The sequence below is a fragment of the Sphingobacterium sp. UGAL515B_05 genome (assembly GCF_033097525.1).
In the GTDB taxonomy this organism is placed as follows: domain Bacteria; phylum Bacteroidota; class Bacteroidia; order Sphingobacteriales; family Sphingobacteriaceae; genus Sphingobacterium.
Genome location: NZ_CP109907.1, coordinates 5,858,286 through 5,881,825 on the forward strand (window position 1 = coordinate 5,858,286; position 23,540 = coordinate 5,881,825).

The following is a 23,540-nucleotide window of genomic DNA, read 5'->3' on the forward strand; positions in this document are numbered from 1 at the left end:
GGCTTCACTAACCAAATCACATCGTGAACTATTTGTATTTATGTTTCTTTTTTTCTTCAAATTCAAAAGTGGTCGAACCAGATCCGTCCAGTAAAATATAAGCGCTAAATGGTTTCTTATTTCTACCCACCATTTTTTTTATTAAAGGTGTTCGCCGTTTTGTTAAAAGCGCTTCAATTTCTTTGTATTGTAACTGGACACCACAAATGTTTCGGAATAATTTCCAGCCACACTCCTCATCTGTGCATTTTATTATTTTTTCACGGAGCATTACAGCAGAACTGCATTTAGGGCAGCTTAGATGTACGGTATTTGCTGATTTTCTTCTAGAATTCAATAGCTCATTGGTGATCTCCTGTACCATCAGCTCTACCTCAGCATGAAAAATCCCGGCATCCAGTTGGCCATTTTCGATTTTTTCAAATGCAATTTCCCACTGCGCAGTCATTGCCGCATCAGCAATTTTCTTATCGGCTACAATTTCGTAAACAAGCATCCCCTTATCTGTAGGAACAATAGCCTTGCTTTCTCTTTTGACGTACCCGCGGTCAAATAAGGTTTCAATCACAGCAGCTCTTGTTGCCGGCGTTCCTATACCTAAGCTTTTGAGGATCTTGCGCTCCTGTCCATTTTCTACCATAGAACCAATATTTTCCATCTTATGAAGCAGATCAGCTTCCGTGTATAGTGTTGGAGGTTTGGTTTTCTTTGAAAGTACCTCTAAACTGTCTATTTTAACCTGGATTCCTACTTGCAAATCTGGAAAATCGGTAACCAGATCATCACCTTCCTCATCAAAATCACCGTTGACAATTTTCCACCCTGCAGAAACAATTTTGACAACCTTCAAATCGAAATCATAATGGAGAATACCAAATTTCACATTTGTGATTTCTTTATGGCATGCAGGCGAAATAGCTTCCAGCACGCGCCTGGCGATTATATCATAGAGAACATCCTCGTCAGCGTTCAATCGGGTCGGAATATTTTCAGTAATCAGTATACCATGATGGTCTGTGACTTTGACATCATTTACAATATGTCTGTTGTAGCGTTCCCACTTGATGGTATCAACAGAATCTTTGCAGGAAGATCGAGAACCTAAGGCAAGAATCAGTGCGGGTATTTCAGGCCAGACATCTTCGGGAATATATTTGGATCCTGTTCGAGGATAGGTTATAAATTTCTTTTCGTAAAGCTGCTGGGCGATTTCCAGGGTCCGCTGAGCAGAGTAACCGAGCTTTTTATTTGCCTCTTTCTGCAGTCCTGTCAGATCAAATAGAAGTGGCGCTTGACTTGTGCCAGCTTTCTTTTCTACCTGTTTCACTTCTGCCACTCCGACACGTTGCAAAATCCTCCTTACTGATTCAGCTTTTTCTTTATCTTCAAACTTATCTGTCGAAAAACTCTTAATACGAGTACCTTCTTTTATAGAAGAAAGTTCAAGCTGAAAGTAGTTTTTAACCTCAAATGATTCACACGCTAGAAAACGCTGACAAATTAATGCAAGAGTGGGCGTCTGTACCCTTCCAAGAGAAAAAAGTCCATCACCTAAGGCAACGGTCAGCGCCTGCGTAGCATTGATTCCTACAAGCCAATCGCATTCAGACCGCTGCTTACCGGCTAGAAAAAGACCATTGAAATCGCTTCCCGGCAAGAGATTTTTGAATCCATCGATTATGGCCTTTTCAGTAAGGCTGTTAATCCAAAGTCGCTCAAAGGGCTTTGTGCAGCCGAGATATTGATAGATAAACCGGAAGATAACTTCGCCCTCACGTCCTGCATCAGTCGCCACGATTATACTTTCGCACCGCTTAAATACAGTCTCAACTACTGCAAGCTGCCGTTTTGATCCCTCATCAACAATAAGGCCTTTACCCGACTTTATTTTTCTTCCTATTAATTTGAATCTTGATGGAATAATGGGAAGGGATTCCCTACTGAATCCCTTAATCCCATAATCTTCCGGCATAGCAAGACCTACTAGATGTCCCAGTGCCCAGGTCACCAGAAAACCTCCGCCTTCACAATATCCGTCTTTTTTATCTGTTGCACCTACAATACGTGCAAGCTCATAAGCTACTGAGGGCTTTTCCGCAATAATTGCTTTCATTAGGATCAATTCATTTTTTGTTTTCTGATATTTTCCTTCTTCACAGTACCGTTCTGAACCGCATTTTTATTCGTAGAAGTCTCCTCTTTTTCTTGCACTCGCCCCTGTTTCTCTGTCTGTTTTTGAGATTTTTCCTGATTGGGATGATCAAAATCGAATTCTAATCTTCCGCTCTCTTTATTTTGCCAGACATAGCCTGAGTAAAGTTTTGTGCCTTCTTTATTGACAATATCTTTCACATGAATCACTTCACCATCCTGCAAAAGCTTCTTTTCCTTTTCATCCAAAACTTTACCTCTAAATTCATCAGGGATGCCCTCAACCTGCGCCTGTTGTTGGCTCTCGCCCTGTCCGACAAAAACAAGTTTTTTCGCGTCGGCGTTATATTGTAGATGCTGATTGAAGACTTCTCCCGTCTTCGAGTTTACCATACCTTCCACAAGGACCTGTTTACCCTCCAGCAGTTCAGCTTTTTGCTCCGGACTGAGTTTCACACCACCAAATTTTTCACTGATCTTGATCAGATCTACTGGAAAGGACACAACCTCATTGGTTAATTTGTCAATACTAATGAGAGCCTTCACCTTCGAACCGTCGGAATAATTTGTAAGTTCCGCAACGCGCCCCATGTTCCCTGTTTTCTTTAAATTATCCCGATCCTCAGCTGTAAAAGAATGGCCATAAAACTGATTTTTAAGATCTGGTTCCACTCGGACTCCATGAGCCATCACGACAACTTTGTCCTGTACTTTCCGTAATGAAAGCCGTGCATCTCCTTTCATCACAACACCATCAAAATTCCCTTCAAGTCGGTAAATCCCATCAGATTTATACCCTTTCAGCAGTTTCTCAAGTTGTCCGTTTTTTTCAAGCAGTTCACGATTTAAATTCAGTTTTTCAAGTGATGTCCAGTCGATCTCCTGAGCATTGTACTTATGAGGTCTACTCTCCGTTGCGGGCGCTGTGCCCTCCGATGTTTGATTTGTTTCCATATTTTTATTATTTAACTTATTGTCATATTTGATTTCAAGTGCATCAAGAAGCTTAATACCCTCGGGAGTGGGATGGTCAATGGCTTTCTGTAGCTTCTTAGCAACTTCATCCAGATTAATTTCAGGAGACCTGAAAAACCGGAAGGATAATGGATCATTGAGCCGGCGCCAGAAGTTCGAAAAGAAATTGCTTATAGCGTCCCCCTTATCCACACGCATAAAATCCAGAAGATTTGACTTCTTAGGTGTAGAAGTTTGCAGATTCCCTTCCTCATCCATACCCTTTACCGCCTCGATACGGTTCTTCTTTTTATCAAGTACTAAAAGAATATCGGAAAGAGCTTCAAGTACTTGCTGCGGCTGGTTTTCTTTAGAAATAGTTTGTTCGTTCATAATAGAAAGTCTTTAAGTGCTTGAAATTATTGGAAGGATTTTAAGTGTAAGTCCCACTCTCTTTTTGTTTCCTACATAGGCGTATACTTTCCCCCATGGTAACTGTCACGGATAAACTGGTGGACGTCAGAACTTTTGTAGAACACTTTTCCACTAATTGTAAAGTATTTGATCTTACCGATGGTACGGTAGCGTTGCAGACAACGGTATGTTATCTTTAACATTTGCAGAACGTCCTGGTTGTCCAATAATTCTTCGCCGTCGATACTGAGCCTTTTCTTTTCTCTATTTTCGATATCACCGGCAAGGACGTCGAATCTTTTCATGATTCGTTCCATCCAATTCAAAAATTCAACTCTGTCAATATTCATAGCCTTTTGCTGTTTGGTTTACTGAGCCAAAATTGGCCTTGTTTTTCCGGCAAAATCTAACAGGGTGCATACCCATATGCTAGTCAGATATAATTTTTTTTTGCAGCCTTTCTTTGTGTGATTTTTGCCTGGGAGAGCATATTAGAAACATCTACATGGGTACGATATGACTTGGTATGGGTAAAAAAAGAAGGATAACCCGTTGGATTACCCTTCATATATATTGATTCTCTTCCAATCTATAAATCATTGTCCATATATTGTTCAAGATTGTATTTTAGCGAATGTAGAAAGCGGGCTCTTTGTCCTGCTCTAAATTTCATCTGGTAAAACGCATGATGAATGTCACCGAGACTTACCTCAAATATATCCTCAAAGAGCTGGCTGATTTTCCGAATTCCAACACGGCCATTTGAAACACTTCTTGAAATGTGAAGGGCATAGATAAGCTCAATTAGAGCATTCTTTGAATCAGTCCACGAAAATTCGGCATCTTCACTGATATCGAAATCATCGTTATTTGTAGGTTCGACTCTGTTGAATTTTCCCGAAAGGTAAGAATGATAAAGATCGTAAGCCTTGATCTGCGCGACCTTATAATCGTAATAAGTCGAAAAATCCCTGTCAACCTCAAAGAAGAAGCTATCTACTCCATCAAAGTAGTTTATATTTCCTAGTCTATAATAGAACTCATCTTTGTCTGACCTACCGGTACGATAATAACTGTAAAAATCTGAAGAAGCTATATTTTTTTTATATTCCTTGTTGAGTAGCTTAAGCTGCTCCGTATAGTAGGCGCCGGTTAATTCCGAATTTAAAGGGCTATATGCTTCAATTTTTACTACCTTATTGTAAAACATAAGCCTGCCCAGAATTTCCGGTTTAACTCTTTTAAAAAAAATAATTTCGTCCAGAATACTCTCAAAACCTTTCTGACTGATTTGTGCTTTTAATTCGGTTAGAGTCTTATCAAGAAATGAAACCATGTGGAAAGCTTCATCAATAGCACTCCTTGTACTCCTTGATACATTTATCTCTTCCTTTTCAATAGTTAATAAAATGTTTTTATATGCCTGTTTCATATGATTGTTTTTTAAAGTGATTATGCCCCACACTTTAAAATATATCCCGATGTGTTGAGATAAAACAAAAATAAATATACACTATAATTTATTTCTTAATCATTGATTATAAGGGGTTTTAATTATTCGTAGTAAGTTAATTATTATCCGCTCGCTTCTAATAAAGATTTGAGTATATAACAGAAGTTGCTTAATTTGACAGGTAAGTTTTAGGTATTACAATAAAAAATAATAATACTAAAAAGAAATACATATAGCGTATTTGTATTAATTCCAGAAATACAGTGTACTTTTTCTAACAGATCTTTTTCATAGGTCAAAAATTGCAGTGTGGTTTTCATAATAACAAATTAAATACTATTTCCGACCATTTTTTTTGATAAAAAGCAAAAAAATCAGGTTTAATTGAAATTTTAATCGTAAATTACGTTTATCATTAATAACCACCAATTCAACTTCTACAAAGTCTAAATGAAAAATCTGGTAAGTACATTGGAAGAAAACTCAGCGAAAGAAACCCTTTTAAAGTTTCTTGATAGTATTCATTCCATGTCGCCAGGGCTACGAGACGCTTTATTGTTAAATACATATTTGCAAAAAGTAAACAAGAAGCATATTCTACTTAATATCGATGAAATCCAGAAGTCACTTTTCTTTGTGGTCAAAGGTTTAGTACGCTCCTACTACCTTGACAGTTTTGGAAAGGATATGACGTCTTGGCTACTCTTTGAAGGGGATCTAGCAATTTCTGTATATAGCTTTTTCAGTCAGAAACGATCTTTTGAAGTTTTGGAAGCTATAGAAGAAACAAGTTTTCTTGTACTTAGCCATGAGAAGCTCATGCAGCTCTATCAGCAGTTTCCTGAATTCAATTATATCGGGAGAATTCTAACTGAGACCTATTATATAAAAGCCGAGGAGAAGGCCAATGAATTACGTGTTTTTAGTGCAACAGAACGGTATCAACATTTAATCAGAAAATACCCGAATATCGTTGCACGCGTCCCTTTAGGAATGATTTCTTCGTACCTTGGAATAACGCAGTCTACATTAAGTAGGATCCGTTCAAAAACGGTACTTTAACGTATTTAGCACATTAATTTTGTTCACTAAATTTTTGTTTAGGACACTCTAGGAAAAGATAGGTCAGGTTAACTATCACAGGACGATCTAGTTTGTGACTTTCGTAGTATAGCAATTATTGATATAAACGGTACGGATATTATTTTTTATCCTCCAAATATTTATTCTAACGAATTCACGTAAAACTATTTATCAAATTAGTAATATAAAAGATGGACAGCTAACTTGTGAGATGCTAGCAATACGTTAGACCTGTTCACTTACCCAAACCAAAATCGTAAACTAAAATTAAAGAAGATGAAAAAAAGACGTAAACGACCACCACCTAAGCTGCTCAATCCCCGTGTAGAGGAGAAAAATCGAAACAGTTAATGCCCCACAAATCTGTTAATCTCAACTACACCCGAACCTAATAAGCAATTTGCAAACATATAAAAATCTATGGATAAACAATTGAAATATGATCCACAGTTTTTGAAGATAAAACAAAATATAGAGTTGGTCCTTTGCCAACTCTATTAATTCTTTATATACTATCAAGAATTAAAAACATGCCATACAAGAGGTACACAAGATTTTTCAAATTCAAAAAACAAAATTTGTAATTTAGATAGCTAAATATTTAGAAATGGCACATGATAATTCTCCACTAAAAAGCCAGATTCCTAATCAAGGTTGGAAACAATTTCTTATAGCAAGGGATGAAATGCTTTCCGCATATGATAATGCAAAGGAGCATTCCAATAAACGGCAGGTAAAGACAGGTCATGGTAACGTAGCAGAATCAGCATTCCGCAAATGGCTCACCAAATTTTTACCAAAGCGGTATGGTGTTACAGCCGGTTACATCATTTCGCCTGGAGTACAAAATGCTGAAAATTTTATTCACTATGACGTAATCATTTACGACCAGTTAGAATCACCAGTACTGTGGATAGAAAACAATGCCGATTCTTCTGAACTAGGACGATTCATGGCAATTCCGGTGGAATATGTTCATGGAGTAATTGAGGTTAAATCTGCATTCAACAAAAAGGCAGTCAAAAAAGCGGTAGAACAATTGACAAAACTAAAACCGCTATTAGCTTGTACGGAGCCTGCGAACCATCCTCTCAAATTATATCTTCCGCCTAACTTCTTTTTTGCGACGGTCTTTTATGAGCTTCGAAAGAAAGACGAAATGGATTTCGCTGCTCTAGATGAATTAGTTGAAGCCGCAGCAATGAGGGGATTTTATGGAGGTTATATACTCCGTGGTGAAACCATAGAAAAATATTATAGCGGCAAATTAATACTCCTTAGAGAGTCGCAAGAAAGAGTAAGAGATAATCAATCACTTTTGTTTTATGCACAGTCGAAAAGCTATAAGGTAGCAGATGGTACTTTTAGAAAATTACAGCTCGATTATGGAGAATCATACTTTTCGGAATTTGCTTTCGATATAATAGCTTTATTAAAAGGAACATATAATCCAAATGTATTATCCAGTATGTACGGTATGGGATCAACGCAATGGGAAAATGGTAGTGCAGTAGATATAAGATATTTTAAACCCGAAGACGTTAAAAAATTTGACGAAGAAACTGCCAAGTTCTTTAGAAAATAATAATCATCTTATATCAGAGCCAGAAAGTGAACTCAACAATTCTATTGTGCTGGCCTAATAAATCTCAAATTTGGCATAGCGCTAAAAATTGTATTGGAGTTGCTATTTCAACTCCAATACAAAAATTAAATCATGATTTCATCATTAAACAAATAACTCTAAAGGATTCGAACTCAAAAACATAAAACCAATATACTGTATATCAATTAATTACAATATTTATTACAGTTTATCAATTGATAAAAGTTCGAAAAGTAAATCCTCTTAACATAAGGCTACAGGATTCGAACACTTTTTTAAAAAATATAAACAACTAAAAATCAAATACATATGCGCAAAATCCAGTTTAAATCCATAAGTAAAGAGTTCGAAGATAATCCTTTCAGGTTCACAAAGAAAAAAGCTAATCGAAAGATTAGCTTTTCTTGTTTTAAAGCTATTAGGATTCGAAAGAAGGGTCGGCCGGGTTTACTCTAAATTTGGAAAAGGTAATCGGTAATCAATCGCCATCATCTTTCCATTGATTTCCACTGCTTGCTTTTCCTCCATTGATAGATAGTATTTTTTGAACTCCTCAAAATCTTTTTTGTCAATATAAACGCTATACATTGTATTTTCATCGTCACCTCGTTTCACCGTTGCAGGAGAATTTAAATCTGGAAACCCCGAAAGCCAAGGCCGTTTATTGGGCGCATAGGCATAGTCCCAAAATATTACTTCAATTTTGTTTGGTAACCATTCTTTTGCAGACTTACTCTTATATTTTTTGATGTTGTCGTAAACAGTCAAGAATTGTTTAGGTGCCGCTTTTCTGTCTTCATCTTTTGTCCCAATATTGCCATATACACTAATCATTTTAATTGAGTCAATGTTCAAAATTAACTCATTTGATGGCTGATCTGTCCAAGAGCTTACTTCTATGTATTGGGGTAATTTGTAAATGCCGTCTGTGATATCTAATGACTTAATTACATATTCTAATTCGGATTTCCCCAATGTTACTTCATAAATTTTCAACTGCTTATTTTCGACTTGCTTATAGATGATTTGTCCATTTTCATAAAGTGCAAATGACGGTATGTCAGACCCCATAACCATTACCCAAGGATTTGTCTCAGTGAGCACAATCAATGGTTTTCCATAGGTACTGTCAAATTGTTGCCCCTGAACAACAATTGAAAAAAAGATGAGCATTAAAAAAAGTGTGTTTTGTTTCATTCTTTTTGCAATTAACGTTAAATCAGCATTGTCTTAAGGATTATCTGCGAATTGTCTTTGTCCTTATCAATTTATGAATAATTTCGGATGGAATAACAGCTAACACCCGAATATAAGTAATTCAATGTCTAAATCTATTCCCACGATTAAAAATCACTATTTTCATTGATTTTTTAACAGATTTAATTTGATAATTTTATTACGCACATTAAATAGCACAACGGATGAAAAATTTTGTTTTACTTCTTCTAACCCTCTTAAGTATACCTTCCCCAGCCCAAGATAAACTAGCTTCAACGGATTTGATGTATCCTGATTTAATTCCCACACTCATGCAGAACAGCTTATATGGTTACTGTGACAAATCGCTAAACATTAAGATAAAAGCACTCTTTGAAAAAGCAGAACTCTTCGAAGCTGATTATAACTTTCAGCTTTTCCATGTCAATAATCCCGAGATCATTAAATATGGAACAGAAGACTATGCTTGGGTACTATTCAATGGCGAGCGCTACCGCATCGATAAAATGGGTACACGAGTGTATAAATACAATGCCGCCGATTTTAAGACAGGTGAAACAACAATTTATCTGTACAAAAATTCAACTGTTTATTATAGCGACAGCATAGATCAAAACACACTCTTTCAACACATCAAAGACAACCAGAGTGGAAAACAACTATTTCCGGAAGAGCAATCCATTCAGGAATTTCGCATAAAAAATAAGGAGTTGATTGAGGAAGGAGTTAAATTGATTTTCCGCCCCAAAAGAAAAGAAATACCTTACGTAGATTTTACCAGTGAGAACACTTTACTAAAGGGAATAAAAAATAGTGAGACTGATCAAATCATTGTAAAAGCAAAGTATGCGAATATTGAGGAGCTTTATAATAATCCATTACGCGAACAGCAGTATCCGCTGTTTATTGGCTATCGCGGCGACCTCGACAAGGAAATCTATGTCGGTCTGAATGGAACCGAGTACTACATCAAAGACTAGTGTAAAAATCGTTAGTTTTCAACTTAAAACCGTTAAAATACGATTGAAGCGATCATTTCGCTAACTTTGTTACATCGACAGATTAGACATTCACAAAATAGTCAATGGTGATGATAGAAAAACTCTTCTTCGAAATGAATACTTATGCTGCGCTTAGCCCAGCTACGACAGAAATTTTGAAAACTATCTTTCAGGTGAAGCAGTTCAAAAAAAATGAACATATTCTACGTGCTGGAGAATATGCTAAGTACTATTATTTTATATGCAAAGGATTATTAGGTTATTATAAATCAAACGCTGATGGCAATATCATCTACAAAATGTTTTTTGAAGAAAATAGCTTTTGCGCTTCCACCGCCGCCATCATTGAAGAAAGACCGAGCACCTTCAACATCATTGCACTCGAAGATGTGGAGTTAATTCAATATTCAGCCAAGGCTTTCCGTGAGCTTGTCCGCACAAAGCATGATTTGGCGCTCTTTCAGATAGCCTACCTGGAAAAGAATTGGGTGGTCAAAAAAGAACCACTTGAAATCGAGCTCAAGTGGGAATCTGCAAAGGAACGCTATCTTGAACTTCATAAGAATCAGGCACTTTTCAAACGCCTCAAGCAGCATCATATCGCCTCCTATCTCGGTGTAACTCCCACGCAATTAAGTCGCATCCGTAAGGAATTAAAAGAATAATTCCATCAACATGTGTATACGTTTTTAAAGATTATACTGTTGAATTTTGCCTTATAGAGACAAAATTTTAAGCTATGAAAACAGTATACACACTCCTATTTTCTGCCCTTAGCCTACCACTGGCGGCACAAAAAGTCGTTAAGACAAATATCCATAGTGCCAAAATGGACAAAAACATTGAAACCATAATAATTACGCCCGACATGCAAGACGGGATCAAGTATAAAACAGTTTATATTCTCCATGGTTATAGCGGCACCCCCACCCGCACCGTGCAAGAAGACATTCCTGACTTAATCCAAAAAGCAAAAACATTTCAGACTATTTACGTACTACCAGATGGAAATTTCAACTCTTGGTACGTAGATAGTCCCATCGATCCACATGCACAGTACACCACTTTTATCGGAAATGAGCTAGTCAATTACATCGATCATCACTACCCGACGCGACAAAACCGAAATGCGCGCGGAATACTGGGCTGGAGTATGGGTGGCTACGGAGCATTGCACATCGGGATAGCCTATCCACAAACATTCTCGATCGTCGGAAGTTCATGCGGCGCACTTGATTTCGACCGCTTCGGGCAAGCTTATCAGCAATATCAGGTAGACAAGGTATTGGGCGATTTCAAAAATCTAAACAATGTAGACCGCATCTACAGCAACGAAGATAAAATGAAGCACAATAAACAACGCTATATCCTCGATTGTGGAACTGAAGACCTGCAAATGCTGGAAATGAACCGTACATTCCACAAGCATCTGACCAACAAAAACATCGAGCATCTTTACATCGAATCAAAAGGAGGACACGATACTGCTTATTGGAGCAAATCACTATCACAACAGTTGGCTTTATTTCAAAACTACTTTCAACATGAAGGACTATAAATCGACACTCTATGTTGCTGCCGGCGCTTGCAGCTATGGACTGCTCGCAACAATTGTGAAATATGCAAACCATTTAGGGATACACACAAGTCTGTTGACCTTTCTGCAGTTTATGTTTGGTTTTCTCTTTTTGTTGGCCTTTAATCTGTTATCAAAGCGTAATGAAGAAGAACATAACGCCATCAAATTTTCATCAAAAATTAAACTGATGGTCTGGGGCATTTCCCTTGGTCTAACAACAACACTTTACTATCTCTCCATCCAATATATCCCCGTATCCGTTGGAATTATTTTACTGATGCAATCCATTTGGATAAGTTTGGTGGCAGAAGCAGTGCTGTTGAAAAAGTTTCCGTCAAAAGGCAAGATAACAGGAGTTATTATTGTTTTGCTCGGCACGACCTTAGCAACCAATCTCTTCCAAAACAATAATGACCTTGACTACAGAGGAATAATACTGGGTTTCGGAGCGGGAATAAGTTATGCGCTGGCAATTTATGCTTCAAGCACAGTGGAAAAAGAGCTGCCGAGTCCGGTACGTAGCCAATTCTTGGTCTTAGGCGGACTGCTGCTCATCGTAGCATTTTGGAATATTGATATTATTCGGTATATGCAACCTAATGCATTACCCTGGGGATTATTGATTGCCATTTTTGGAACGATTCTTCCACCCTTACTATTTACAAAAGGAATCCCAAAAACCGGCATAGCGATGGGAAATATTATTTCAAGTCTGGAGATCCCTGTTTCAACCTTATCTGCCATGTTGGTTTTACAGGAAGTTGTTTCAGGGGTCCAATGGTTTGGCATACTCCTGATTTTAATGGCTGTCATTATAATTAATGTTGGTAAGTCGTAGTAGTCAGCCAATGATTAAATCTATTATATTGCCATAAAATCAGCCCCCATAACGGAACTACGGTTGCAGCCATGTGGAGCATTTCAAATATATTGGATGCTCCGCCAGCTTGGATCAGAAAGGATGAAAACAATAGGCTAATAGTGGCGGGCAATAAAACAAAGGATAGTGCCCGTGCGAGCCTACTGCTTCTGAATTGCTTATTTAGATTTAGAAAAATAGATATCGTACCAATCGCAATACAGAGTGCCACGAATGAAAGCAACAATTCTGTAAAAAAGGGCATGTAGCAACGTGCTCTTTTTGCCGCATCATTATTTGCCTGAAGTATGGCTGTAAGGACAAAGGTCGTCAATACGCTAACCCCTATAATTCGCAGGAAAATAAAACTTAGCTTCCTTTTCATTAGCACACTATTTTAAAATAAATAAACAAAGCGGCGAATAGGCCTGAACTCCTCGTTCCCTCCTATTCCCTTTAATTCATTTCGACCAGTTCCTGAGGGGAGCGGCAATCCCAAAACTGATTTCAACGCCAACCTTTTACAAGTTACAGCTGATAAATCCCTTTAACCATCAAGCTTTAAGTAAAAACAATAATCTTCTTTAAAGATGCGAATTAATCCGTAAAGATAAATGCCAAGGCAATATTGGGCGTGGTATTGACGATATTGGTCGGTTGGAGCTTAATATTTGTCGACGTGCGGCACCTAATTATTTTTTCACTTTTTTACTAAGGTTTATCCTCCCTGTTACGTATCTATCTAAAATTATATACCATGAGATTGACTGATGATATCAAACAACTAATCATAAAGTATATCGGCGACAACTTAACGTCCGGTGAAAAGGCTGATTTAAAGTTATGGTTGGATGAATCAGCAGAACATCGTATTTTTTTTGAAGACCTCCTGGATAACCATGATTTGATAAATGACTTGAATCAATGGAGCGAGCTTCAGGCTTCAGATACAATGGATTGGAACGAAAGGTTAAAAGCAAAGACCCTAGAAACTATTCGGACCTCTGCCGTTAAACCATCTCCTATCAGAAATATAAAACACCTGCTTCCCTACGCAGCAGCTTCAATAAGCATAATCTTAGGAGCTTTGATGTATTTCATGGTTAGAAAACAAGTTGCACCGGTCAGTAATCGAATCGTCTTAAATGACGTAGAAGCACAGAGCAACCAGGCAGAAATACGGCTTTCGAACGGCAAAGTACTCCAGGTATCGAGTCAGAAAGGAGCCTTGGTTTCAGGAGACAATTTAACCTACGAAGACGGTACTATCCTTCAAAACGCCTCTTTAAAAGGAGATCTGATGGCCACCGTCAACACCCCTGCTGGCACGATGCTGCAACTCCAACTGGAAGATGGATCGGAGATTACGCTCAATGCAAAAACAACACTTAAATACCCGCTTCATTTTGCAAAAAGCAAACGTGTTGTTGAAGTGGACGGTGAAGCCTATTTTAAAATTGCAAAAAATAAAAAGGTGCCCTTCCATGTTCTTTCCAACGGGCAACAAATTGAAGTCACGGGCACTGAATTCAACGTAAATACCTATTCAAAATCCCAAAGTAGTACAACGCTTGTAGAGGGGAGTATCAATCTATCGGCGCAAGGGCAAACGTTACAGCTCAAGCCCAATCAGCAAGCGCTCTTAGATTCGGGTCAACTATCGAAAAAAACGGTCGATCCCGCTAATTACATCGCATGGCTCGACAATAAATTCTATTTTAATGAAACGGACCTTCATACTGCTCTACAACTGATCGGTCAATGGTATGACCTGCAAATCATCTACACACAACCGATAAAAGAAACACTTTTATATGGCGAAATTAAACGCACGAAAAGTCTCGCGGCAGTCCTAAAGATCCTGGAGCGTAGCCATATTAAATTTGAATTGATCCAAGAAAATGGAGTTCGTAAACTCTTTGTTTCAAACTAACCAATTATCCATAAAATAACCCAAAAACAACAATTATGAGAAAACCAACCTAAGGAGACCAAACGAGATACTAAAAAAGCCGACCAATGCTACGAACATTAATCGGCCATAATAGCGATCTCCATTTTTGACCGATTTACCCAATCAGTTTAATAATAGATTATATCCCTAATTCAACAAATTTATGAATTTTAATTTTCTTGTTCATAGAAATCGAATTGCTGTGAACATACCCAAGCAATGGAAGACCAAGATGAAGCTTAGTGCCTTTTTTACCCTTGCATGTGTTGTTAAGCTGTCTGCAGCTAGCTACGCACAATCAATTACTATTAACGCCAAAAAAATGTCTTTGGTGCAGGTATTACGTACCATCCAAAAACAGAGTGGCGTCCCTTTTCTGTTGAATGGAAAAGAACTTGCCGACATTAAAATTGAGGCTCAGGTTCGTAATATGCCTTTAGAAAAAGCCATACAGGTTCTCTTAAAAGACCAACCTGTCGATTGGAGTTTTCAGGATAATATGCTTGTCGTAACGAAGTTAAAAACAAATTATCCGACTTATGAGCTTCCAAATAACTACACGTTAGTACAACAAACCCGCACATTCAAAGGAAATGTTCACGATAGCAAAGGAACAATGCTTCAGGGTGCGACGATCATGATAAAAGGTTCGACTAGAGCAACCACGACAGATGAAAGCGGTAACTTTCAGATCGAAGCAAATAATAATGCCGTACTCGTGATTAAAATGATCGGCTACCAAACCAAAGAAATCCCATTATCCAACCAGCTTTACCTAAATATTGAACTTAGCCAACAAGTCGATGCACTAGAGGAAGTCGTCGTCGTAGGCTATGGTACGACAAAAAAGAAAGAATTAATCGGTTCGGTTTCGCAGGTGGACGGAAAGCAGTTGGCAAAACGTACTGTCCCCCAGCTTGCGCAGGCCCTCACAGGTCAAATGCCCGGTGTAACCGTCATACAGCGATCTGGTCAACCTGGAGCAGCAAACAATACCATACAGATCCGGGGGGTGGGTTCGTTCGGTGCAAGTACCGACGCACTTATTTTAGTTGACGGTATACCCACCAATTCCTTCAATGATATCGATCCAAATGATGTTGCATCTATCTCGGTACTGAAAGACGCCTCTTCGGCAGCCATATACGGAGCTAGAGCCGCCAACGGCGTTATTCTTGTTACAACAAAAACCGGGGCAACAGGTGGAAAATTAACGGTCAATTACAATGGCTATTACGGTATCCAGAAACCAACAGCTTTCCCCGAATTTGTCAACTCTTGGGAGTACGCTTCCTTGCTCAATGAAACCACAAGTGGCGGCGGAGGCTACACCGCAGAGGAGATCCAAAAATTTATAGATGGCTCGGATCCCGACAACTATCCAAATAGTAATTACTTGACCAGTTCATTCAAGTCCCAAGCGGCGCAAACAGGCCATAACTTAAATATATCCAATACCACAGATAAAATACAATACACCTTATCTGCTGGCTTTCTCAATCAAAAAGGTATTGTCATCAAAAACAATTTTGACAAATACAATGTTCGCCTCAATCTCATATCAAACCTCAATGACAAGCTCAAATTAACGACGCGGGTAGCGGCAATTCAGACCGAAACAGATGAACCTGCAGCACCGGCAACGCTTGACTTCTCCCGGATGACGGATATCATTTCTCAGGTGATTCGCTATCCCGCCATATACCCAATACGCCTGAGCAATGGCGACTGGGGCGCAGGGAATAACTTGAAGGGTACACCTGTATCTTTCCTGGAGAGCGAATCTTTCTACAAAGAAAAAGTATCCAATATCTCCGGAAACGCAAGACTCGACTGGAAACCAATTTCAGATCTGACCTTGTCCGCTATTGGAGGCTATACGCAGACGAATGGCCGCACAAAACTTTTTAGAGCATCACAACGGATCAACAATTCCATTACGCTAGGACCTTCAAGCCTCAATCAAACCGCTCCTTATGAAACGTATAAAACGTTTCAGGCCTTAGCAGACTATAACAAAACGATCGGGGAACATTCCCTGAAAATATTAGGCGGTTATTCTTTCGAGAAAGGCTACAACGAAGGTTTAAGCGCTTACCGCCAGAATTTTCCCAGCAATGATCTTACCGAGTTAAATGTAGGTTCACCAGATGGACAACAAAACACTGGTACAGCTGCTGAGTGGGCATTGGAATCGTTATTTGCACGCGTACAATATAACTATGCCAAGAAATACCTTGTCGAAGGTGTTGTTCGATACGATGGATCTTCCCGTTTTCCAACCGATAAAAAGTATGCCGCTTTTCCTTCAATTGCAGTAGGCTGGCTACTGAGTGAAGAATCGTTTATAAAGGACCACTATCGTTGGATAGACGAATTGAAAATCAAAGGATCTTATGGGGTTCTCGGTAACCAAAATATTGTCAATAATGTCCAACAGCGCGTTGTCTCTAACTACCCATACCAGGATGTTTTAAATCCGGGTTATAATTACCCCTTTGGAAACACTATTTCTCCAGGGGTCGCCCGAACCACAATTGTTGATCCTACGCTACGCTGGGAATCGACCCGAACGGCAGATGCGGGCGTGGAAGTGGCTTTATTTAAAAATTTACTGACATTCAGCAGTACCTATTACAACCGATATACTTACGATATTTTGGTGAGCCCAGGTTCTAGTGTTTCCAAAATTTTGGGTTTTGAAGTAGGTGTACAAAATTCTGGAAAACTTCGAAATACAGGATGGGAATTTACGCTAGGGCATCAAAAAAAATTAAATGATTTTTCTTACAACGTTAATCTGAACTTCTCTACGGTCAAAAATAGGGTCGTCGATTTGGGTGTCGGCAATATCAATCAACCAAATGGCTTAGTGGGAAATGGTTCCACCCTGTTTATCGGTTACCCGATTCAAGCCTACTACGGCTACCAGGCGGATGGCTTATTTGTTGACGCAGCCGATATTGCAAGCTATGCTAATCAAACCAGCATCAACCCCAAACCGCAACCAGGCGATATCCGATACAAGGACATCAGTGGCCCCGACGGAGTACCTGATGGAAAAGTAGACGCTACGTACGACCGAACTGTGATTGGATCACGTATCCCCAAATACACCTACGGGATGAATATCGGGATGAACTACAAAGGGTTTGACTTAGGAATACTTCTTCAAGGTGTAAGCGGTGTTAAAGGCTTATTGGACAATTATGCTGGATTTGCGTTGACACAAAACGGCAATATCCAACGCTGGCAAGCTGACGGCAGATGGACTGTAGCCAATCCCGATCGAAATGCCATTTATCCAAGAATTGAACAATTGCCAAATACCGGCACACCAAATACCCTGCTATCAGACTACTGGTTACTGGATGCGAGCTACCTACGGCTCAAGAACATCCAATTGGGTTATACCATTCCTAAGCACATCCTTAACAAATGGAAATTGTCGGGTCTAAGGGTTTACGCAAATGCCGAAAACCTATTGACAGCAAGCAATTATAGAAAAGGATGGGATCCTGAAATCAATTCAAGCGGCGCCTACTACCCTATTATGCGCAATTTTACATTTGGGGTTAACCTTAGTTTTTAACCAATCGATAAAAAACCATGATACACATCTCATATAAACCTATAAAATTGGCCTTATGCATTCTTTTTGCATCAAGCCTAAGTACCAGTTGCAAAAAACAACTGGAAACCAATCCACTGGATAAATTTGCCAACGAAACCTTTTGGACAAACGAAACGAATGCTCGAGCAGCGCTGACAGGATTATACAAAGCGGAAATACAAATGAACTCCCTCGCCGAATTCAGCCCCACAGATTGGTGGTCCTATAACGGTCTGCTTTACCTGGAGTTTGCTTCGGACAATGCCTACGATAGACGTGGTGATAATTCGGTTTTCAACAAACTATCCGATGGTACCTTGACAAGCAATAATAGCAACTTAGACAATTATTGGATGTATACCTACAAGAAAATCGCCCGTGTAAATTATTTTCTTGAAAACATAGATAAAACTCCTATTTCAGCAGATCTACTCGCACGATTTAAAGCCGAAGCTCGGTTTATTCGTGCTTGCCAATATTTCTACCTATCCCAATACTGGGGTGATGCCCCTTTAGTTACCAAAACTTTAACGCCCAGTGAAGCAAATCAGGTTTCCAAAGCGAAAAAACAGGAATTGGTTACATTTGTCGCGCGTGAATTGCAGGAAGCAGCAAACGACTTACCTAGTTATGGCAAATTGACTACCGCAGAAAGGGGCCGCGCAAGCAAACAGGCAGCCCTCGCTTTCCTTGGACGCATCCAACTGGCAGAAAAATCTTACGCCGACGCTATCAAAAGCTATGAGCAGATCATCAATGCCAATGAAAATAGCATAGATCCTAACTATTCAGGCTTATTTAATGGAACCAACGAAACGAGCAAAGAGATTATTTTTGCCACGCAGTACTTGGTTGATCTTGCCGGAAACGGAATGTTTCAGCACAATTTTCCGGCAATCGCCGGCGGCTGGCATCTTCACTGCCCGCTCGGTAGTCTTGTAGAAAGCTATGGTTTCACCGATGGAACGGCATTTTCGTACGATGATGCGCGATATAATGCGCAAGACATCAGCAAAAACCGGGATCCGCGTTTAGCTTTCACCGTGATAACGAATGGTGATCGTTTCAAAAACCTTAAATATACATCTCACCCCGACTCCACCCTATCTATCGACCAATTGACCACAACAAAACAGGCCACACGTACGGGCTACGGATTACGCAAGTTCAACGACGAAGGGTTTAGTGGAAACTTACAAAACTCTGGAGCCGACGTTCCTATTGTACGCTACGCCGAAGTTCTCCTGAGTTACCTTGAAGCCAAACTCGAAAATGGAGACCCTATTACCAGCGACCTACTGGACAAAACCATCAACGCTGTCAGAAAAAGAAGCAGCGTTAATATGCCAGCCATTAACATCCAAAGTAGTGCCACCTTGCGCACGACGTTACGCAACGAAAGACGTGTGGAACTCGCATTGGAAGGACTTCGTTATTGGGATTTACTACGTTGGGGTATCGCAAAGGATGTACTGAAAGGTGATTTTTATGGCGCCCCATTTCCAAATGCGAAAAATCTTCGTATAAAATCCGGTGGAAGTAAAGACCCTTATAGCCGATGGTATGTGACCAGCAAGTCCTTCCGGGCTGGCCAAGATGAACATTGGCCAATTCCGCAAAATGAAGTTAATATCAATCCAAATTTAAAATAGTATCTTGGGTATCGTCAATTGTCAAACGATACCCTCTAAACAAAACTTAACGTATATGAAGAAGCCACTATCCCTAACGTTATTACTCTCCTCGAGCCTTTTCGCAGCGCTCCCCACGGTTAGTTTTGCCCAAAAGGCTAGTAAACCGAATGTGATCTATATTTATGCTGACGACCTTGGTTTTGGTGATTTAAGCAGCTATGGTGCCAAACAGATCGAAACCCCCAACCTGGATAAGCTCGCCCAAAGCGGCGTACGATTTACCAATGCTCATAGTACTTCGGCAACTTGTACCCCTTCCCGTTTTGCATTGATGACCGGAACGTATCCATGGCGTCAGGAAGGTACAGGCATTCTGCCCGGAGATGCCAAGCTAATCGTTCCTACTGATAAAATCACCTTACCCAAAGTATTTAAACATGCGGGCTATGCTACTGCCATTGTTGGCAAATGGCATATGGGACTCGGAAATCAGGTCCAAAAAGACTGGAATGCACCCATAAAACCCGGGCCTAATGATGTAGGTTTTGACTATTCATTCATTTTTCCTGCAACAGCAGATCGCGTCCCAACGGTGTTCCTTGAAAATGATCAGGTCGTCGCTGCAGAGGCCAATGATCCACTCCTGGTCGACTATGAAAAGAAAATAGGTAACGACCCCACAGGAAAAGAGCATCCCGAACTGCTCAAAATGCATTCTTCACCTGGTCAGGGACATAATCAAACTATTGTCAACGGTATCGGAAGAATCGGTTACATGAGCGGTGGAACACGTGCCAGATGGGTAGACGAAGAAGTTTCCACAACATTTCTTCACAAAGCCCAGGACTTTATTTCACAACACCGAAACAAACCGTTCTTTCTCTACTTCTGCTTGACAGAACCACACGTCCCACGCATGCCCGCAACACAATTTAAAGGTAAAAGCAAACTCGGCTACCGCGGCGATGCAATCCTTCAATTGGATTGGACCGTCGGACAAATTCAACAGCAATTGCAACTTTTGGGACTTGACAAAAACACGATAATAATTTTCAGCAGCGACAACGGCCCCGTCCTCGACGACGGCTATATGGATGGCGCTGTGGCCCAGCAAAATGGTCATTTACCCGCAGGTCCACTACGCGGCGGCAAATATAGCATCTTCGAAGGCGGAACTCGCGTGCCCTTTATCGTAAGCGGCAAGGGCGTTGCACAGGGAAAAGTTTCCAATGCATTGATCAGCCAAATAGATCTCTTGGCAACAAGTGCCCAATTATTGGATGTTCCACTAAAGGCAGATGAAGCAAAAGACAGCGCGCCGCTCCTGAAAACCTTAACCGGTCAAGATAATAAGGGACGTAGCAGTATGGTTCAGCATGCACAGACACTTGCCATCGTAAAGGACGAATGGAAATATATTGCGCCAAGCAAAGGTTCCCCCTACATGAAATTAACCGATACAGAAACAGGAAGTCTTCCGGAAGATCAGTTATACGATCTTAAAAATGACATCGGCGAAAAGAATAATGTGGCTTCAAAATATCCAGAAAAGGTCGCCGAACTCAAGCAGTTATTGGAAGGAGAACGTAAAAAATGAAATTAAAAGTTGGACTCTCCCTCATCCTCCTCGGATGGGGGACTCTTTTTGCACAACAAAAGAAAAAGCAGCATAAATTGCCCAATATTATATTTTTTTATGCGGACGATTTAGGTTATGCCGAAACTGAGCCCTATGGACAACGATTGATCAAAACACCACATATCCAGCAGCTGGCACATGAAGGTTTACGCTTTATAAACCACTATACAAGTACACCTGTATGCGCCCCAGCCCGTTGCATGTTATTAACGGGCAAGCATGGTGGCCAATCTTATATTCGCGGAAATTATGAATTGGGCGGTTTCGCAGATAGTCTCGAGGGTGGCCAGATGCCACTACCTGAAGGAACGTATACCATGGCTCACCTATTTAAAAAAGCCGGTTACCAGACCGCTGCCATTGGAAAGTGGGGACTTGGGATGAATAATTCCACCGGAAGCCCCAATAAACAGGGATTTGACTATTTCTTCGGTTACCTGGACCAGAAACAGGCACACAATTACTACCCAACACATCTTTGGGAAAATGAAACAAAATATCCCCTTCAAAACAAGGAAAAATTTGTCCATTCTCCTTTAGATTCCAGTAAGGCCACGGCGGAGGACTTCAAACAGTTTGACGGTAAGGAATATGCACCTGAACTAATGACAGAGAAAGCACTGGCTTTTATCGACAAAAACCAAAGCAAACCTTTTTTCTTATACCTTCCTTATACATTGCCACACTTATCACTACAAGTTCCCCAGGAATATGTAGATAAATATAAGGACCTCTTCCATGACAAACCTTATTACGGACAGGACGGCTATACGGCTACCCCCTATCCAAGAGCAACCTATGCCGGTATGATCACCTATCTGGATGACCAGGTCGGCACGATTATGAAGCATATCAAAGCATTGGGAATAGATGACAATACCATTATTTTATTCTCCAGTGACAACGGAACTGGCTTTAATGGGGGCATAGATTATCGTTTTTTCCGCAGTGTCGATTCACTTCGGGGATTGAAAATGGATGTTTTTGAAGGTGGTATCAAAGTTCCGTTAATTGTCAGGTGGCCCAACCATATCAAAGCGAATTCCGAAACAGATTTGATTTCGGCCCAATACGATCTCATGGCGACCTTCGCACAGCTGGTTCAACAAAGCCCCGGCCACAGCAATGGGCTCTCCCTCCTTCCAACCTGGCTGGGTGAAAAGAACCAACAAAAACATCAATATCTTTATTTCGAATATCCAGAAAAGGGCGGCCAGATCGCCATACGCGAAGGACGCTGGAAGGCAGTCAAGCTCGATCTGAAGAAAAACCCTAAAGCAAAATGGCAATTATATGATTTAACAACAGACCCTTGGGAAGAAAAAGATATCGCGGTACAGCACCCACAAATGCTGCTGCATTTCGATGAAATTGTCAATAATGAACACCAGCCTGCTCATATACAGGAATGGGAGATTGTAGCGAATAAGATGATTAAAAAATAAATCGATTTCTTTCTTAATTTTTTAATCTTAAAAAACTTGGGTTGTCCGGATTGAATCATGACAACCCAAGTTTTTTATGTAATTTAGCCAAGCAATCCATAGCGGGGCTCGAATGTGAATTTACCTATTGAATGACGTATTGACCACACAGGAGTGTAACATATTCCGAAGGCCAACGTAAAACGATCAATAACCAAGTATGCGGCAAATAGAATCATACATCAATACACTGAAAGAAGGTGATGAAATGGCTTTATGCTTTTTTATGGATCATTTTGGTCATTCTTTACGCTATTTTGCCTTTTCTTACCTCCGTAACAAAACCGATGCCGAGGAAATTGTCTCCGATGTTTTTGTTAAACTCTGGAATAATAGACAAAAGGTTGAGCATTATGAAAGCCTCAAAGCCTTTCTTTTTATCGCCACTAAAAATGCCTGTATCGATATGCAAAGAACTACGCAATTCAAAATACGGAAAGAGGAACTCGATATTCTGCAGCATATGTCGGTTCCGGATGAAGATGTACTCAAGAAGATATTCCGAACAGAACTCACCGAGTTGTTACTTGCTGAAATCAATTTGCTTCCCAAACAACAAGCTCAGATCTGCAAGCTCAGTTTTTTGGAAGGCTTGAATACAGATGAAATTTGCGAAACATTGAACACAACTGCATCAACCATCTATTATGCGAGATCCAAAGCATTGCATGCGTTAAAAGAACGTTTCAAATCGAAAAAATTTGAATATCTCACCATCCTAATGCTGACAGCTTGGTATACCTTCAAAAGTTAACTGCTACCGCACAGCCCGCATCCTCCTCCCAGAAATTTATAAAATAAAGTAAACAACTACCTATCAATCGTTTAGGGAAATAATAATCAAAAAAAATGATCACAAAAAAAAGCTTAGCATTCGGTCGGGCGACCTGCTAAGCTT

The 23,540-nt window shown here is 39.9% G+C and carries 18 protein-coding genes; 12 read left to right on the forward strand and 6 right to left on the reverse strand.

All coding sequences use genetic code 11. From position 1 onward, the window contains the following. Positions 1-28 precede the first annotated feature (28 nt). The 4 genes from OK025_RS24580 to OK025_RS24595 form a co-directional block, all read right to left on the reverse strand. Positions 29-2,113 (reverse strand): type IA DNA topoisomerase, encoded by a 2,085-nt coding sequence (locus OK025_RS24580; RefSeq protein ID WP_317667379.1) that lies wholly within the window; start codon positions 2,111-2,113, stop codon positions 29-31. 5 nt (positions 2,114-2,118) lie between these two features. Next, on the reverse strand, positions 2,119-3,498 hold the full coding sequence (locus OK025_RS24585; protein ID WP_317667380.1) for a DUF4099 domain-containing protein: 1,380 nt from the start codon (positions 3,496-3,498) through the stop codon (positions 2,119-2,121). 71 nt (positions 3,499-3,569) lie between these two features. After that, a complete protein-coding gene (locus tag OK025_RS24590; protein WP_241282514.1) occupies positions 3,570-3,869 on the reverse strand; it encodes a helix-turn-helix domain-containing protein in 300 nt (99 codons plus the stop codon). Between the two features lie 239 nt (positions 3,870-4,108). Then, complete coding sequence (locus OK025_RS24595; RefSeq protein WP_241282511.1) at positions 4,109-4,951, reverse strand: RteC domain-containing protein; 843 nt, start codon at positions 4,949-4,951, stop codon at positions 4,109-4,111. A gap of 471 nt (positions 4,952-5,422) precedes the next feature. Between OK025_RS24595 and OK025_RS24600 the strand changes: the two genes are divergently transcribed. After that, positions 5,423-6,034, forward strand: coding sequence for a Crp/Fnr family transcriptional regulator (locus OK025_RS24600; protein WP_317667381.1), 612 nt, complete (start codon positions 5,423-5,425; stop codon positions 6,032-6,034). A gap of 628 nt (positions 6,035-6,662) precedes the next feature. Next, positions 6,663-7,640, forward strand: a complete 978-nt coding sequence (locus OK025_RS24605; protein ID WP_317667382.1) for a DUF6602 domain-containing protein — start codon at positions 6,663-6,665, stop codon at positions 7,638-7,640. 468 nt (positions 7,641-8,108) lie between these two features. On the opposite strand, the gene OK025_RS24610 is transcribed toward OK025_RS24605, so the two are convergent. Beyond that, positions 8,109-8,858: a hypothetical protein gene (locus OK025_RS24610; protein ID WP_317667383.1), complete on the reverse strand. Its 750-nt coding sequence runs from the start codon at positions 8,856-8,858 to the stop codon at positions 8,109-8,111. A gap of 224 nt (positions 8,859-9,082) precedes the next feature. On the opposite strand from OK025_RS24610, the gene OK025_RS24615 reads away from it, so the two are divergent. The 4 genes from OK025_RS24615 to OK025_RS24630 all read left to right on the forward strand — a co-directional run bounded on the left by OK025_RS24615 (position 9,083) and on the right by OK025_RS24630 (position 12,297). Then, positions 9,083-9,859, forward strand: a complete 777-nt coding sequence (locus tag OK025_RS24615) for a hypothetical protein (RefSeq protein ID WP_317667384.1) — start codon at positions 9,083-9,085, stop codon at positions 9,857-9,859. 110 nt (positions 9,860-9,969) lie between these two features. Further along, entirely contained in the window at positions 9,970-10,545 is a 576-nt protein-coding gene (locus tag OK025_RS24620; RefSeq protein WP_317667385.1) for a Crp/Fnr family transcriptional regulator, read from the forward strand. A gap of 74 nt (positions 10,546-10,619) precedes the next feature. Continuing rightward, complete coding sequence (locus OK025_RS24625; protein WP_317667386.1) at positions 10,620-11,438, forward strand: alpha/beta hydrolase; 819 nt, start codon at positions 10,620-10,622, stop codon at positions 11,436-11,438. Continuing rightward, a complete protein-coding gene (locus OK025_RS24630) occupies positions 11,425-12,297 on the forward strand; it encodes a DMT family transporter (protein WP_317667387.1) in 873 nt (290 codons plus the stop codon). The genes OK025_RS24625 and OK025_RS24630 overlap by 14 nt, the downstream gene beginning before the upstream one ends. Here the strand turns inward: OK025_RS24630 and OK025_RS24635 are convergent. Beyond that, a complete protein-coding gene (locus tag OK025_RS24635) occupies positions 12,278-12,703 on the reverse strand; it encodes a hypothetical protein (RefSeq protein WP_317667388.1) in 426 nt (141 codons plus the stop codon). The genes OK025_RS24630 and OK025_RS24635 overlap by 20 nt on opposite strands. 372 nt (positions 12,704-13,075) lie before the next feature. Between OK025_RS24635 and OK025_RS24640 the strand changes: the two genes are divergently transcribed. The 6 genes from OK025_RS24640 (at position 13,076) to OK025_RS24665 (ending at position 23,396) form a co-directional block, all read left to right on the forward strand. Beyond that, positions 13,076-14,251, forward strand: coding sequence for a FecR family protein (locus OK025_RS24640; protein ID WP_317667390.1), 1,176 nt, complete (start codon positions 13,076-13,078; stop codon positions 14,249-14,251). Positions 14,252-14,435: 184 nt separating this feature from the next. Next, positions 14,436-17,864, forward strand: a complete 3,429-nt coding sequence (locus OK025_RS24645) for a TonB-dependent receptor (protein WP_317667391.1) — start codon at positions 14,436-14,438, stop codon at positions 17,862-17,864. A gap of 17 nt (positions 17,865-17,881) precedes the next feature. Next, positions 17,882-19,537: a RagB/SusD family nutrient uptake outer membrane protein gene (locus OK025_RS24650; RefSeq protein WP_317667392.1), complete on the forward strand. Its 1,656-nt coding sequence runs from the start codon at positions 17,882-17,884 to the stop codon at positions 19,535-19,537. Positions 19,538-19,592: 55 nt separating this feature from the next. Beyond that, positions 19,593-21,116 (forward strand): sulfatase-like hydrolase/transferase, encoded by a 1,524-nt coding sequence (locus OK025_RS24655; protein WP_317667393.1) that lies wholly within the window; start codon positions 19,593-19,595, stop codon positions 21,114-21,116. Continuing rightward, on the forward strand, positions 21,113-22,603 hold the full coding sequence (locus tag OK025_RS24660) for an arylsulfatase (RefSeq protein WP_317667394.1): 1,491 nt from the start codon (positions 21,113-21,115) through the stop codon (positions 22,601-22,603). The genes OK025_RS24655 and OK025_RS24660 overlap by 4 nt, the downstream gene beginning before the upstream one ends. A 199-nt stretch (positions 22,604-22,802) precedes the next feature. Further along, a complete protein-coding gene (locus OK025_RS24665) occupies positions 22,803-23,396 on the forward strand; it encodes an RNA polymerase sigma factor (RefSeq protein ID WP_088161078.1) in 594 nt (197 codons plus the stop codon). Positions 23,397-23,540: the final 144 nt, after the last annotated feature.

Bases quoted from the DNA above. Each gene is read 5' to 3' on its own strand.
- OK025_RS24580 (WP_317667379.1), bottom strand. From the start codon at position 2,113: ATGAAAGCAATTATTGCGGAAAAGCCCTCAGTAGCTTATGAGCTTGCA.
- OK025_RS24585 (WP_317667380.1), bottom strand. From the start codon at position 3,498: ATGAACGAACAAACTATTTCTAAAGAAAACCAGCCGCAGCAAGTACTT.
- OK025_RS24590 (WP_241282514.1), bottom strand. From the start codon at position 3,869: ATGAATATTGACAGAGTTGAATTTTTGAATTGGATGGAACGAATCATG.
- OK025_RS24595 (WP_241282511.1), bottom strand. From the start codon at position 4,951: ATGAAACAGGCATATAAAAACATTTTATTAACTATTGAAAAGGAAGAG.
- OK025_RS24600 (WP_317667381.1), top strand. From the start codon at position 5,423: ATGAAAAATCTGGTAAGTACATTGGAAGAAAACTCAGCGAAAGAAACC.
- OK025_RS24605 (WP_317667382.1), top strand. From the start codon at position 6,663: ATGGCACATGATAATTCTCCACTAAAAAGCCAGATTCCTAATCAAGGT.
- OK025_RS24610 (WP_317667383.1), bottom strand. From the start codon at position 8,858: ATGAAACAAAACACACTTTTTTTAATGCTCATCTTTTTTTCAATTGTT.
- OK025_RS24615 (WP_317667384.1), top strand. From the start codon at position 9,083: ATGAAAAATTTTGTTTTACTTCTTCTAACCCTCTTAAGTATACCTTCC.
- OK025_RS24620 (WP_317667385.1), top strand. From the start codon at position 9,970: ATGATAGAAAAACTCTTCTTCGAAATGAATACTTATGCTGCGCTTAGC.
- OK025_RS24625 (WP_317667386.1), top strand. From the start codon at position 10,620: ATGAAAACAGTATACACACTCCTATTTTCTGCCCTTAGCCTACCACTG.
- OK025_RS24630 (WP_317667387.1), top strand. From the start codon at position 11,425: ATGAAGGACTATAAATCGACACTCTATGTTGCTGCCGGCGCTTGCAGC.
- OK025_RS24635 (WP_317667388.1), bottom strand. From the start codon at position 12,703: ATGAAAAGGAAGCTAAGTTTTATTTTCCTGCGAATTATAGGGGTTAGC.
- OK025_RS24640 (WP_317667390.1), top strand. From the start codon at position 13,076: ATGAGATTGACTGATGATATCAAACAACTAATCATAAAGTATATCGGC.
- OK025_RS24645 (WP_317667391.1), top strand. From the start codon at position 14,436: ATGAATTTTAATTTTCTTGTTCATAGAAATCGAATTGCTGTGAACATA.
- OK025_RS24650 (WP_317667392.1), top strand. From the start codon at position 17,882: ATGATACACATCTCATATAAACCTATAAAATTGGCCTTATGCATTCTT.
- OK025_RS24655 (WP_317667393.1), top strand. From the start codon at position 19,593: ATGAAGAAGCCACTATCCCTAACGTTATTACTCTCCTCGAGCCTTTTC.
- OK025_RS24660 (WP_317667394.1), top strand. From the start codon at position 21,113: ATGAAATTAAAAGTTGGACTCTCCCTCATCCTCCTCGGATGGGGGACT.
- OK025_RS24665 (WP_088161078.1), top strand. From the start codon at position 22,803: ATGCGGCAAATAGAATCATACATCAATACACTGAAAGAAGGTGATGAA.